12 protein-coding genes are annotated in these 12,825 nt (G+C 59.7%); 9 read left to right on the top strand and 3 right to left on the bottom strand.

Annotated features, from left to right (window positions below; all coding sequences use genetic code 11):
- Positions 1-870: a pantoate kinase gene (locus tag NT137_03580; protein ID MCX6652419.1), complete on the top strand. Its 870-nt coding sequence runs from the start codon at positions 1-3 to the stop codon at positions 868-870.
- 62 nt (positions 871-932) lie between these two features.
- Positions 933-1,397, top strand: a complete 465-nt coding sequence (locus NT137_03575) for a hypothetical protein (protein ID MCX6652418.1) — start codon at positions 933-935, stop codon at positions 1,395-1,397.
- A 5-nt stretch (positions 1,398-1,402) separates the two neighbouring features.
- Here the strand turns inward: NT137_03575 and NT137_03570 are convergent, their stop codons facing one another.
- Positions 1,403-1,696, bottom strand: a complete 294-nt coding sequence (locus NT137_03570; protein MCX6652417.1) for a DUF357 domain-containing protein — start codon at positions 1,694-1,696, stop codon at positions 1,403-1,405.
- Position 1,697: 1 nt separating this feature from the next.
- Positions 1,698-3,257 carry an ATP-binding protein gene (locus NT137_03565; GenBank protein ID MCX6652416.1) on the bottom strand — a complete coding sequence of 520 codons (1,560 nt, stop codon included), beginning with the start codon at positions 3,255-3,257 and terminating at the stop codon, positions 1,698-1,700.
- A gap of 97 nt (positions 3,258-3,354) precedes the next feature.
- On the opposite strand from NT137_03565, the gene NT137_03560 reads away from it, so the two are divergent.
- Together NT137_03560 and proS are read left to right on the top strand one after the other, a co-directional pair.
- Positions 3,355-4,203, top strand: coding sequence for a ribose-phosphate diphosphokinase (locus NT137_03560; protein MCX6652415.1), 849 nt, complete (start codon positions 3,355-3,357; stop codon positions 4,201-4,203).
- Between the two features lie 74 nt (positions 4,204-4,277).
- Positions 4,278-5,678 carry a proline--tRNA ligase gene (gene proS / locus NT137_03555; protein MCX6652414.1) on the top strand — a complete coding sequence of 467 codons (1,401 nt, stop codon included), beginning with the start codon at positions 4,278-4,280 and terminating at the stop codon, positions 5,676-5,678.
- A gap of 59 nt (positions 5,679-5,737) precedes the next feature.
- Here the strand turns inward: proS and NT137_03550 are convergent, their stop codons facing one another.
- Positions 5,738-5,944, bottom strand: a complete 207-nt coding sequence (locus NT137_03550) for a hypothetical protein (protein ID MCX6652413.1) — start codon at positions 5,942-5,944, stop codon at positions 5,738-5,740.
- A gap of 225 nt (positions 5,945-6,169) precedes the next feature.
- On the opposite strand from NT137_03550, the gene NT137_03545 reads away from it, so the two are divergent.
- The 5 genes from NT137_03545 (at position 6,170) to NT137_03525 (ending at position 12,816) form a co-directional block, all read left to right on the top strand.
- Complete coding sequence (locus tag NT137_03545) at positions 6,170-6,388, top strand: hypothetical protein (protein ID MCX6652412.1); 219 nt, start codon at positions 6,170-6,172, stop codon at positions 6,386-6,388.
- Positions 6,389-6,535: 147 nt separating this feature from the next.
- Positions 6,536-10,876, top strand: a complete 4,341-nt coding sequence (locus tag NT137_03540) for an AAA domain-containing protein (protein ID MCX6652411.1) — start codon at positions 6,536-6,538, stop codon at positions 10,874-10,876.
- Between the two features lie 42 nt (positions 10,877-10,918).
- Positions 10,919-11,314 (top strand): PLD nuclease N-terminal domain-containing protein, encoded by a 396-nt coding sequence (locus NT137_03535; protein MCX6652410.1) that lies wholly within the window; start codon positions 10,919-10,921, stop codon positions 11,312-11,314.
- Positions 11,315-11,355: 41 nt separating this feature from the next.
- Positions 11,356-12,129, top strand: coding sequence for a tRNA (adenine-N1)-methyltransferase (locus tag NT137_03530; GenBank protein ID MCX6652409.1), 774 nt, complete (start codon positions 11,356-11,358; stop codon positions 12,127-12,129).
- 30 nt (positions 12,130-12,159) lie between these two features.
- A complete protein-coding gene (locus tag NT137_03525; protein MCX6652408.1) occupies positions 12,160-12,816 on the top strand; it encodes an NAAT family transporter in 657 nt (218 codons plus the stop codon).
- Positions 12,817-12,825: the final 9 nt, after the last annotated feature.

Raw genomic sequence — 12,825 nt, 5'->3', positions numbered from 1 at the left:
ATGAGAAAGACATCATTCTGTCCCGGTCACATCACCGGTTTCTTCCAGATCCGCGAACATAAAGACGCCCTCCGCAGCGGTTCGAGGGGGGCGGGGTTGTGTGTTGGATTAGGGACGCATTGCACCCTCCAGGCGGAGGAGGGAGAAGGGAAGAAGACCGTTCGATTCGCCGGCGTGGAAATGGACGCCCCGGTCACTATGGACGCCGTCTCTTACATCCTGGGCCAGAGAAAACTGGACGTAGTGGTGGACCTGGTCCACGACCTGCCCATCGGCCAGGGATTCGGTATGAGCGCGGCCGGCGCCCTATCTGCGGCACACGCTCTCTCCGAGATCATTGGCCTACCGTTCAGCGAGGCCATCCGGGCGGCGCACAAGTCGGAGCTTAGGCACCGCACTGGGTTGGGGGACGTGGCCGCTCTGTCCCGCGGGGGAATCACTTTCCGTAGGAAGGAAGGAGTGCCGCCGTTCGGACAGGTGGACCGCATCAACGCCGAACCGGAACTCGTCCTGTGCGTGGTCGGCGATCCCATATCCACGGCCGAGGTGCTCTCCGACCCGAGGAAAAGGGAGAGGCTGAACAAGGTAGGGAATGAGTGCGTGGAGAAGATGTCCGCCGCTCCCACCTTGAACAACCTCATGCGCCTCTCCCGGGACTTCATGAAGCGCTCGGAACTGGCCCCACCAAGAGTGGAAGAGGCGGTGCAGGCGGCGGAGAAGCACGGGCAGGCGAGCATGGTCATGCTGGGCAGCTCGGTCTTTGCCGTGGGGGACGTGGAACGGTTGGAGGAGGCGCTGAGGCCGTTCGGCACCGTCTACCGCACGAAGGTCGACTGGCGCGGACCGAGGATCATCGAATCACCTCGCTGAGCTCGCTTGGGGTTCTAGCCACCGCTTAAATAGGAGAAATCATTGTCTCTGCAGGGAAGAGCATGGACGACCTGGAACCGAAGATCCCCATGGCAGTGCGCGGATTCGCCTGGAGGGTAACCGCTACCATCATTCTCGGAGTGGGCTGGTTGTCTTTCTTCATCCTCTGGCTCTTCTTCTACGCTGGAGGCTGGGAATTCTACAAGAGTCTGGCCATCATCATCGTCTCGGTGCTGGTGGCCATCGGCGCGTTGGCGGCCATGTGGGCCTCCTTCGGGCTGAAGATGGTCGAGAGAGCGGCCGCCGAGGATGCTTCGTTTGGGCCACAATTCAGACGCTGGACCGGGGCCAGGGGCATCGCTTCCAGCCTACTGTGGGTAGGGTGGCTGGTGTTCCTCGTCATCTGGCTGTTCTTCTTCGCAGGCAGCTGGAACATCTATCAGAATCTGGGCGTGCTCATCGTCTCGCTGCTAATCGTCGGCGGCATCTCGAGCCTGGTCTGGCGCTCGTTCTGGCGGCGCTGGTAGAGGGCTCACTCGTACAGAGTGAAAAGGCGGTCGTCCTCGCCCACCTCGAAAAGGCCGATGCGCGCCCCGGCATCCAGCCAGGCATGTGCGTAGTTCACGCAGGCGAAGGCGTTCACGTAGTCGCCCTTCTCCTTGAAATGCAATGCGTCGGAGTAATAGGCGTTCGCCATCTCCAGGAAGGAATCCGCCATCTTCTTGCCGAAGGAGCGGGAAGGAGCGGCTATCTTCAGCTTGTCAAGCGCTCGTTTGGTCGTGTCCAGATACTTGGAGAGCTTCTCCTCGGTGATGCGGTCCTGCATCTCATACCCTTCTGGAGGGCACGACCTCCACGCTCTCGCCGCCGTGCTTGCTCTCCCGCGGACGCACTTCCACGAACAGCGGCATCTGGATGTTCGCGCCCATGATGAGGGCCACGCCGATGGGCAGGCGCTGGATCTCGTCCTCCATGCCGGCGGAAATGCCTTCCAGAGAGGCGGAGATGGCCTTCAGGTCATTGGGGTTGGTGACCTTGAGGATTATCTGGGTGTTGCACTGCGAGAGCACGTTCTTGTCAATCTTGGCCGCGCGCTGCGATATGATCGTCAGTCCGAGGCCGAACTTGCGTCCCTCGGAGGCGATGGTGCGGAATATCTTGGAGGATGCTACCACCCCTTGCTGCGGACAGTAGTTGTGCGCCTCCTCCACCACCATCATCATAGGTGGGGTCTTACCCAGCTTGCGCAGCTCGAAACAGGCCGAAGCGATTCGATTGACGATTATCTCCTGGATGTCAGGCGGGGTGCCCTTGAAGTTGATGATGGTCGTCTTGCCCTTGACGATGAGGTCGTCGATCTTCGTACCTTGCGAAGCGAAGAGGTTGACCTCGTTGAGGTACTCCAGCTCATTGATGAGGGTGGCGTTCTCCCCTTCCTCGTCCGCCTCCAGAACGTTGATCAGGTCCTTGAGCGAGTACTCCTTCTTGGCCGCCTTGACGGACTCGATGGCCTTCCTCAGGGAGGTCAAGTAGGCCTTGCCGTTCTTGATGCTGGTGAGCGACAGCACGTCTCGAGCATCGAGATTCGAGAGGGTGAACTTGAGGGGTTTGGCCTTGGGATTTATGGTGGTGTCGGTGGCGAACTCCATGATCTGGTCCGAATAGCCGCGCGTGGACACCCCGAAATTGCGCTGGCTCTTGGCCAAAGTGCCTTTCTCGCGCATCGCTCCATATTCTCCGTGAGGATCGAAGACCATGGTGGTGACCTCGTGCTTCATCAGCTCCTCGATGAGGTCGCCGCACAGAAAGCTCTTGCCTCCGCCGGTCTTGGCGAGGATGGAGACGTGCTTCTGCACCATGGCGTTGATGTCCACCTCCACTCGGATGTCGTGGCCGAAGAGCAGCCCCAGGTACGCACCAGTGTCGGTGTTCTCGCGCAGTCCGATGACGTCCTTAATCAGGTTGCCCGTCGCCTTGTAGACGTGGTCCCCAGCACGGAAAGGAGTGCGGGGCACTTGCAGCAAACCCCGGTCATCCCGGAAGCCAACCACGTCCACCTTGGCGATGACTATCTCGTCGATCAGTATCTCTTCTCCGTCCTGGAGCTTCTTGGCCCTTTCCAGGGAGAGATCGGTCTTGCGCTCCATGGCCGTGACGCGACCAAGCACCCAGCCCTCGTGCTGGTGCTCCACCTGCACGTATTCCATGGTCTCGATGTCGCCGAAGACGCGGAAGTGGAATTCCGCAGTGCCAACGGTCCCAAAAATGATGCCCACGGCGTTCAATCCGTCTTTGGCAGGGTGCTTCGGAGCGGGCGGGGCCTCGGAGTGGTGCTCCTTCTGATCGCTCGTGCTGACTGGAGCCTCCACGGTAGAATCGGTCTGCATTCCCATCCCGAGCAGAGATATCCAGCGAATATGATAAATATCTTTGGTATCCAGCGCCACCAAATGTATTAAGTGCACCAGACCGATTCCGACGGAGATGATCGTTCTCTGCGGCTCCGCCTCGAAATCGCTCGCTCGGGATTTGGCCCAGCAGACTGGGGCGGAGATCGTAGAGGCCTCGGTGAAGCGATTCCCGGATGGCGAGGCCTATGTGCGCATCGAACGCGAAAGCCTTAGCGGCGAGGTGGTCATCGTCCAGAACTCCTATCCGGACAGCCACCTCATCGAGCTTCTGCTGTTGCAGGATGCGGTCCGAGGCCTGGGCGCAGACAAGATCACCACAGTCGTCCCGTATTTCGGCTATGCCCGGCAGGACAGGCGCTTCAATCCCGGTGAAGCGCTCAGCGCCAAAGTGATGGTAGAGGCCCTTGCGACCGAGGCCGACAGGCTTTTCAGCATCGATCTGCACAAGCCAGAGATACTCCAATGGTTCGACCGGGCCGGGGCCAAGAACATCTCTGCCGCTCCGGCCATAGGCGAGTTCTTTCTGAACCATGAGATCGATTTGGTGCTTGCGCCCGACGAGGGAGCTGAGGAGAGAGCGAGAGAGGTTGCCAACGTCCTTGGATGCGATCACGATCATCTGACCAAGACCAGGTTGAGCGGCACGGAGGTGCGCATCTCGCCCAGCCAGATCGATGCCCGAGGCAAGGACGTGCTCATCGTGGACGACATCATCTCCACCGGAGGCACGATCATCGCGGCCAGCAACGAGCTGAAGAGATTGGGCGCCAAGAGAGTGACCGCGGCCTGCACTCACGGGCTCTTCGTCTCTGGCGCCCTGGACAAGCTGCGCAATGCCTGCGACAGAGTGGTGTGCACGAACACGTTGGAGAACGAGGTCTCGGCCATCTCAGTGGCAAAAGAAGTGGCCAAGGCGATCTAGATCTAGTCCCAGGGAATACATATAAACCTTTTAATGTCGAACCTTATTCCGTTCTCACCAGGCGGTGGTTCCCCATGATCAAGAAGTCCGATGATTTCGGTGAATGGTACAATGAGATCGTGGAGCTAGCGGGGCTCACTGATAAGCGCTACCCCGTCAAGGGCATGAACGTCTGGACCCCGTATGGCTGGAAGGTCATGCGCTCTATCGACGAGTACATCCGCCACGAGCTCGACGCCACCGATCACCAAGAGGTCTGCTTCCCCCTGCTCATCCCCGAAACGGAGTTCCAGAAAGAGAAGGAGCACATCAAGGGCTTCGACGCCGAGGTGTACTGGGTGACCCACGCGGGGCTCAATCCGCTAGATATCCGCCTTTGCCTCCGTCCCACCTCGGAAACGGCGATGTATCCGATTTTCGCGCTCTGGGTGCGCTCACATCAAGACCTTCCTCTCAAGACCTACCAGATCGTCAACACCTTCCGCTACGAGACCAAGCAGACCCGGGCGTTCATCCGTGTAAGGGAGATACATTTCTTCGAATCGCACACCTGCCACACCACCGATGAGGATGCGGAGCGTCAGGTGGAGGAGGACTTCGTCATCCTGGAGAACCTCATGGAACATCTTTGTCTGCCGTACTTCCTGCTCAAGCGTACCGACTGGGACAAGTTCCCCGGTGCCTACTACACTGTGGGCGTAGACACTCCGATGCTAGAGGGACGGAGCCTGCAGCTGGGTTCCATCCACCACTACAGAGACAACTTCTCCCGCCCCTTCGAGATCAAGTACGAGGACGTCGACGGCACGTTGAAGTACGTTCACCAGACGACCTTCGGCATGTCCGAGCGATTGGTCGGGGCGGTGGTCGGCTTCCACGGCGATGATAAGGGTCTGGTGCTTCCTCCGGACGTCGCACCTATCCAGGTGGTCATCATCCCCATCCTGGCCAAGGGCAAGGTGGAGGAGGTCCTGACCGAGGCACGAAATCTGCGCGAGGAGCTCGCCGCCGCGGAGATCAGGGTGCACATCGACGAGAAGGACGAACGGCCGGGCAGCAAGTTCTACAACTGGGAGATCAAGGGCGTACCTCTTAGGCTGGAACTGGGACAGAGGGACATCGCCGAGGGCAAGGTGGCCTACGCCATCCGATTCGACGGCACCAAGGGCGCAATGCAAAGGACCGACCTGGTGAAGGACGTCCAGGGACTTCTGAACAAGATATCCTCCGAGATGATGGGGGCGGCGAAGAAACGATTGGATTCTTCGGTCGCAGACATCGAATCGCTCGAGAACCCGCCAAAGAAGATCCTGCGTTTCGGCTGGTGCGGCTCGGAGGTCTGCGGTCATGCGATCGAGGCCAAGACCGAGCTCAAGCTCCTGGGAACACCATATGGCGAGCAGGGGCACCAAAGCAAGTGCATCGTCTGCGGGAAGGACACGAGCACACTCGCGTATGCTGCAAGGGCGATGTAGGCTGGTCGCTCATAGAAGAGAGGCTGGACTCGGAGACCAAGGCGGCAGCAGAAGCCCGATCACTTCTCTTTCGCGGCGAGCAGCAGTCCCAGAACGCCGAACCCCATCATGACCACGAATATGGCATACACGCCCATGTGCTGCGGTTCGAAAATGTTCCAGCTGCCATAGATGAGACCCCATCCCCAGTACATCGAGAGAGCGCCTATGATAAGCAGGAGTGAGAGGGTCACCTTGACCTTCCTGGGAAATGCGGACTCTTCCATCGCCTGCGCTCAATGCCCTGAGTCTATAAATTACTTTCTAGAATAGGAGCAGCCCCAATAGTCAACCAGCCAGATAGCGTCAATCGGCCGTTTTGGAGGCTCGGGTGATAGGTTCGACGTATCCATGCGAGCGCACCATTCCATAGATAGCATTCATTAACAATGCGCAGTGATACATATCATCCAGAACCGGTCAGAACGGCCGGATCGCATGAGGTGAGACAGATGGTGAAGAAGAAAAAGGGTGAGAAGTACGAGTGCGAGGAATGTGGACTGGTGATCGTGGTCGAGGAGGTCTGCGGTTGCGATGATTGCTTGGTCGTTTGCTGTGAGGCACCCATGAGCAAGGTCGTGAAGAAGGCCCCACCGAAGAAGAAGCCCGTGGCCAAGAAGCCCAAGGCCAAGCCGAAGGCAAAGGTCAAGAAGAAGGCCAAAAAGGCCTGAGCGACCTGATCTCGCTTCTGACCGCTTCGGTGATAATCCATCGAGGGGCGGGATTCCGAGCACATCGTCGTTCCAGGCCACCCCCGGTTCCGAAATACATTCGCAAGTTCGAAATCATTAATATCTGGCTTCCTGCTTCTTCCAAAGGTGGATGGGAATCAAGTGGTCGCGGAGCAGCTGACGCGTTACACGGAGCGTCTGCGGGTCTACCGCGACAGGATGCTGCACGTGGATTGGCGGAACCGCTCGATCCTTCTCAGGCGAATCGAGAAACGCTGGAACTTCGATCTGGCTTCGCTCTGGAGAGAGGAGCTGGACTATGTGGAGGATGTGCTGGCGAAGGCGGTGCGCACCCGTGGACCGACCTGTTTGGTGCGGGACTCGGACCAGTCGGAGGAAGCGGAGTCGGTCCGCTCCAGCCTGATCCAGCTCGAACGGTCCTCGCGCCTCATCTTCGAAGAAACGGGCGTCCGGGACACCTACCTCGGCTTTCCCTTCCTAGTGGGCAAGGCTGGCAAGGAGAGCGTTGTCCGCGCACCGTTGATTCTATTCCCCATCGTCCTGGAACGCAGACGCGAAGGCCTCTGCGGTTGGTACCTCAACTTCTTAGAGAACGAGGAGCCGGTGGTGAACCGAGCGCTCGTGGCTGCTCTGAGAAAGGAATGCGGTATCACCCTCCCCGAAGACGTCCAGGACCAGATCGACGACCTGCTCGAAGGTGCTCCCAAGGAAGATGTGGGGAGCCACCTGTTGCTGGGGATGCAAGGATTGCTCCGCCATGCCGGTCTCGATCTGAGAGATGCCGAAGCAGGGGAGTTCGTCAGGTCATTGCAGCCTATGACTGCGGAGGACCTGGCGAGGATGCAGGAAGAGAAACTGCACCTCGAGGGCATACCCATCATCGGGTCCTTCCCTCAGGGCTCGACCGCCATTTTCCGCGATTACGAGGACATGCTCGCCCGAGCAGGGGCGGGAGAGGCGGACCAGGGGATAGTGGACGATCTGCTGGAAGCGCCCGCCCTCAGGCCGGGGGGCACGGAGCTGGCCAAGAAGGCCGACATCGACTCCGTCCCCGATCGAGAAATCAATCTTGCCTTGCCCACCGATTCCAGCCAGGACCTGGTCATCCTGGAAGCCCAGGGATCGGAATGCATCGTCGTGCGCGGACCTCCGGGCACGGGCAAGTCACAGGTCATCGTCAACCTCATCACTAACGCCCTGGCCAAAGATGAGAAGGTGCTAGTGGTGTGCCAGAAGCGGGCCGCTTTGGATGTGGTATACCAGCGCCTGGATAGAGCGGGTCTGGCCGACGCCGCCGTGCTGCTGCACGATGCCCGAGCGGACCGGCCGGGGGCCTATGCCACATTAGCCAAGCGGGTGGAGGGCGATCCTCCTGGACGCGAAGAACGCCTGGAAAGGGAGTTCGAGGATGTGTCCACGCAGATCGATAACACGATCGCTGAGCTCAATGGCATCGTCAAACCCATGTGGGCCGAGTACTTCGGCGGCGCGAGGCTCCAGGAGCTCTACTCCGCGGCCATGCCTGGTTATCTTCCTCGCCTAGGGCTTGGAAACGTGCCGAACCGACTCACCAAACAATCACTCCGCACCCTCCTGCAAAAACTGCCCAACCTGCAGATCGGACACTGGAAGTACGACGCGCCCACGTCGGTCATCGCCAAGCGCCGCTCGTTCGCCGCTCTGGACACCAACGTGCGCTTCGATATGGAGGCCGCGCTGTCGCGCATGACGGCATTGGCCCTGCCCTCGACCATGGTCCTGGACACCTTGGAAGAGCAGCGCAGCACCCTGCTCTGCCTGGACGACTACGAAAGGCTGAAACCCAAGTTCACCCGCTTCTTGAGCGGAAGGTGGAGAAGGGCGAACCGGATGATGCAAAGGACCTCTTCGCTCTATCCCAACGACCCACGCCTAGCCCAGATGGCTTCTCTGCGCCTGGCCCTCAACCAAGGACAGGAGCTCCTGAGCGCCATGCATGACCTGCAGTCCTGGCTTCGCCCCGAAGGAGCGGAAGAGATGCGCCACCTGCAGCGTGATCCCAACGCGCTCAAAGGGAAGCTCGAGGCCATGCGCATGGCCTTGACAGAGTTCGATGCCATCCAAGAGCATGACCGGCTGGTGAGTTCGCTCGATTCCACGGGAGCGGAGGTGCTGGACATGTGCGCCCGCAACCTGCCGATAACCGAGGGATCGTGGGCAAGGACCCTGGAACAGGAGGTCATCGCCCGCTGGGTCGGCCAAATCGAATCGCAGAACCAGCAGCTGACCGGTGATCCGTTCCACCGCTACTTGGAGCTCAAATGGCGCCTGGACGATCTCCTGACCCGAAGGAGGGAGCTATTCCGCAAGCATCTGATGCTGAAGGTCTTGGACGATGCTCGTCGACCGCAGCTGCCGCCCGGGGAACACCATCCCAATAAGCGCCCGGAGACCGACTGGAACCGTCTCCTGAACGAGTTCACCAAGAAAAGGCGTGTGAAGCCCGCTCGCAAGGTGATGGAGGAGTTCCCCTTCCAGATGATGCGCATCTGCCCCTGCTGGCTGGTCTCTCCTGAAGCTGCATCCGATATCCTGCCCTTGAAACGGGGGCTCTTCGACCTGGTCATCTTCGACGAGTCGAGCCAGCTGGCGGTGGAGCGCGCCCTGCCCTCCATCTATCGCGGCAAGCGGGTGGTCATCGCCGGAGATGAGAAGCAATTGCGGCCTTTCGATCTGTTCCGCAGCAAGGATGAGGACGAACAGCTGGATGAGGTGACCGAGGCGGAAAGCCTCCTGGTGCTCAGCATGCGCATCTTCACCCCCCGCTACCTCAGTTGGCACTACCGCTCCCGCTACCAGGAGTTGATCGACTTCTCCAACCATGCCTTCTACGACGGCAATCTGGAGATCGCCGCGAACGTGCAGAGGACCTTCCCTTCGCCACCGATCGAGTTCGTTCGCGTCCCCGGCGTCTGGGACGAGAGGACCAATCGAGCGGAGGCGAAGAAGATCGTGGATGTCATGGCCACGCTGCTGCAGGATGGCGAGCGGAAGGGAAAGCTCCCCTCCATCGGCGTCATCACTTTCAACGAGCCGCAGCGGGACCTCATCGAGGATCTTGTGGATGAAAGGCGGTCTAAAAGTCAGGATTTCGAGCGCTTGTACTCGGCGGCCACGTCGAGCGAGCGCAATCTGGACGACCGACCGTTCGTAAAGAACATCGAGAACGTACAGGGAGACGAGCGGGACATAATCGTCTTCTCCGTGGGTTACGCACCGGATGCTCAAGGCCAGTTCCGAGTGCAGTTCGGCTCTCTGAACCAGGAAGGGGGCGAGAACCGGCTGAACGTGGCCGTGACCCGGGCCAGGGAGCGAGTGATCATGGTCGCTTCCTTCGACCCGTCCTCATTGCCGGTGGAGGGAGTGAAGAACCTCGGCCCCAAGCGATTGAAGGAGTACCTCTGCTATGCCCAGGCCGTCTCCGAGGCCAGGCACCAAGAGGTACAGGAGCTGCTCGCCCGCCTGGACAGCGCGCCCCGCTCCATTCAGGAGGCGATGGTGTTCTCGGACCTGGAGAAGCCTCTGGAGATGCAGGTGAAGGAGGCCCTGGAGGCCAGAGGGCACCGGGTGGACGAACGGGTGGGCTTCAGCGGCTATCGCATCGATCTGGCGGTGGTGGACCCGGCGGATGAATCGCGGTACATTCTGGGGATCGAGTGCGATGGAGCCACCTTCCATTCCGCCCGATCGGCAAGGGAGAGGGATGTGGTGCGGCAGCGCTTCCTGGAGGAGAGAGGTTGGAACATCGACCGCATATGGAGTCGCAACTGGTGGCGCAACCGGAATGCGGAGCTAGACCGATTGGAGGCGCGCATCGGGGCCCTTTCCGGTGAGCGTGCTCGATCGACGAAGGACAAAGGAGAGGTGCGCATCGGCTCGCTGGAACGGCAAAGCAAGGATCTGCTGGCGGAGACGAAGCAGCCGGAGGACCGACGAGACCGACCGCCGGAATCACTAGCTGACGAACTGCCGGGAGAGGACATCTCCCCAGGAAAGGACGACCGGTCCATGAAGTTCATCTTCTACACCCAACTGCAGGCCGCCAACTCCAAGATCGCGGTCCAGGCGGCGGAATCCCTGCTCGATTGGGCGGAGGAGGCGGGGACGAAGCTATGGTGGCGCGAGTTCCACGGCGTCACCACCGTCACCCCCTATTTCAAGCATAAGGACACGGCGCATTGGTTCTTCTCCATCCGGGCGGACGGGAACGTGGACCTTCACTTCCAGTATCTCAAGTCGCCGTTCGAATCTAGGGAGAAGAAATTGGAACTGCTACGCCGCCTGAACAAGTTCTCCGAACTGGACATTCCCGAAGAATACCACAACAAGGTGCGGGCGGTGCGCCTGCAACGGCTGGCCAAGGAAGGTTCGATAGGTGGCTTCCTCAAGGTCATGGAATGGTACATGAACGAGGTCAAGCGCTCCTAGGCGGCCAGCCACACTACCTTTTAATAAAGAAAGCGACACTTCATGTACAGTGATGGGATGCTCGATCTGCTGATTTGGGTACTGGTAGTTTGGCTCCTGGTAGGAGCGGCTTGCGCAGGGTACGTGTACTTGGACATGCGAAAAGCGAAGGAGATGAAGGCGCTCTGGATCATCGTAGCTTTCTTGTTCGCTCCTGTGGGCCTGGTCCTCTACGTCTTCCTGGTCAAGAGGAAGAAGGCGGGCTACATATATCCACCTAAGCCAGAGTATTCCGACCCTCAGTACAAGTACGAGAAGTCTCCCCCCTCGGCGAAAGAGGAGAAGAAGGCGGAGAAGCAGGTGCAGCAGTTGGAAGGCATCTCCCGCTGCCAGGAGTGCGGCGCGGCCATCTCCGCGCATGACTTCAGCTGCCCCAAGTGCGGCAAGAAGTTGAGGTAACCGGGCACAAACCTTTTTTCCTGGTGGGGGATAGCCTTCCGATGCGCGAAGGCGACCTCATCTATCTCCTGGACGAAAAGGGCAAGAGGCACTTCATCCAGCTAGTCAAGGGCATGGTCAAAGTCCCGGGACTGGGGGTCATCGATTGCTCCCGACTTCTTTCCTCGACGGATGGGGAAAGGGTGATCGTGGCCGGAAGGGAGTTCGTCCTCCTCACGCCCAGAGCACCGGAGTTCATGGAATCGCTGGACATAGGGGCGCAGGTCATCATGCCCAAGGACGCGGCCACAATCGCGTTCCGCCTGGGCATCGAATGCGGGGACGTGGTGGTGGAGGCCGGTGTCGGTTCAGGTTCGCTGACCACCGCGCTCCTGTCGGCCGTCGGTCCAACGGGCATGGTCATATCCATCGAGATACGGGAGGACCATGCCTCCAAGGCGCGAAAGAACGTGGAGCGGACCGGAAAGAGCGACCGCTGGCAGCTGCACATCGGAGATGCGCGCCAGGTCGAACTGGAAGCGAGCGCCAATGCCCTGGTCATGGACCTGCCCGCGCCTTGGGAAGCCTTGGAGAATCTGGGACGGTATCTGAACCCGGGCGGAAGGGTGTGCGCCTATGTGCCCAACGTGAACCAAATGGAGGAAGCGGTCAAGGCGCTTCGCTCCCATGGCTATGTGGAGATCGAGGCGCTGGAGAATCTGCAACGCACCATGGAGGTGCACGAAGGCGGCGTCCGCCCTTCTTTCGAGATGCTCGGACATACTGGCTATCTCATCTTCGGTCGCAAGACAGCACCGCGTCCGGCTAAGGGATAAATACTAGGTCGTTTCTCCTTGCGCCCGTTCATGAGCCTGGAGTTCGCCATCACCACCTTCGCTGCGGTGTTCGCCATCGTCAATCCCATCGGGAACATCCCGTTCTTCGTCGCTGTCACCGAAGGCTATCCCAAGGAGATCAAGCGTCGGGTCATAGTCAAGATCTGTCTGGTGGTGATCGCGGTCCTGGCGGGGTTCGGTCTCTTCGGCCGGTACATCTTCATGGTCTACGGCATCACCATTCCGGCGTTCAAGATCGCAGGTGGCCTGCTACTCTTCACCATCGCCTTCTCCATGCTGCAGGGCCAGAAGTCCAAAACCAAGATCACCGATGAGGACCAGGAGGACATGATGGCCAAGGAGGAGATCGGAATAGTACCGTTGGGCATCCCCCTTTTCGCCGGTCCGGGGGCGATCACCACCGTGATGATCGCCATCTCTTACTCCGCCCAGTCAGGCGACACCCTGGATTTCATATGGGTGTTCGTAGCCATCTTCGCCACCGCCTTCCTCAGCTACGTGCTCTTGGTCTACTCGGAGGGCATCTTCAGCCGCATGGGAAGGAGCGGTGCCATGGCCTTCTCCAGGGTCATGGGTCTTCTGCTGGCGGCCGTGGCGATCGAATTCATCCTCAGCGGGACGCTCCAGGTGATTTCGGACTTCATTCAGGCTGGATATCTGGCCTGATGAGCCGCC

The sequence above is a fragment of the Methanomassiliicoccales archaeon genome, assembly GCA_026394375.1.
Classification (GTDB): domain Archaea; phylum Thermoplasmatota; class Thermoplasmata; order Methanomassiliicoccales; family UBA472; genus JAJRAL01.
This window is presented reverse-complemented; position numbering and strand designations above follow the sequence as displayed.

Excerpts from the sequence above, each read along its gene's own strand:
- NT137_03575 (MCX6652418.1), top strand. The coding sequence starts at position 933 with ATGGACGACCTGGAACCGAAGATCCCCATGGCAGTGCGCGGATTCGCC.
- NT137_03535 (MCX6652410.1), top strand. The coding sequence starts at position 10,919 with ATGTACAGTGATGGGATGCTCGATCTGCTGATTTGGGTACTGGTAGTT.
- NT137_03550 (MCX6652413.1), bottom strand. The coding sequence starts at position 5,944 with ATGGAAGAGTCCGCATTTCCCAGGAAGGTCAAGGTGACCCTCTCACTC.
- NT137_03565 (MCX6652416.1), bottom strand. The coding sequence starts at position 3,257 with ATGCAGACCGATTCTACCGTGGAGGCTCCAGTCAGCACGAGCGATCAG.
- proS (MCX6652414.1), top strand. The coding sequence starts at position 4,278 with ATGATCAAGAAGTCCGATGATTTCGGTGAATGGTACAATGAGATCGTG.
- NT137_03525 (MCX6652408.1), top strand. The coding sequence starts at position 12,160 with ATGAGCCTGGAGTTCGCCATCACCACCTTCGCTGCGGTGTTCGCCATC.
- NT137_03570 (MCX6652417.1), bottom strand. The coding sequence starts at position 1,696 with ATGCAGGACCGCATCACCGAGGAGAAGCTCTCCAAGTATCTGGACACG.
- NT137_03580 (MCX6652419.1), top strand. The coding sequence starts at position 1 with ATGAGAAAGACATCATTCTGTCCCGGTCACATCACCGGTTTCTTCCAG.
- NT137_03560 (MCX6652415.1), top strand. The coding sequence starts at position 3,355 with ATGATCGTTCTCTGCGGCTCCGCCTCGAAATCGCTCGCTCGGGATTTG.
- NT137_03530 (MCX6652409.1), top strand. The coding sequence starts at position 11,356 with ATGCGCGAAGGCGACCTCATCTATCTCCTGGACGAAAAGGGCAAGAGG.
- NT137_03545 (MCX6652412.1), top strand. The coding sequence starts at position 6,170 with ATGGTGAAGAAGAAAAAGGGTGAGAAGTACGAGTGCGAGGAATGTGGA.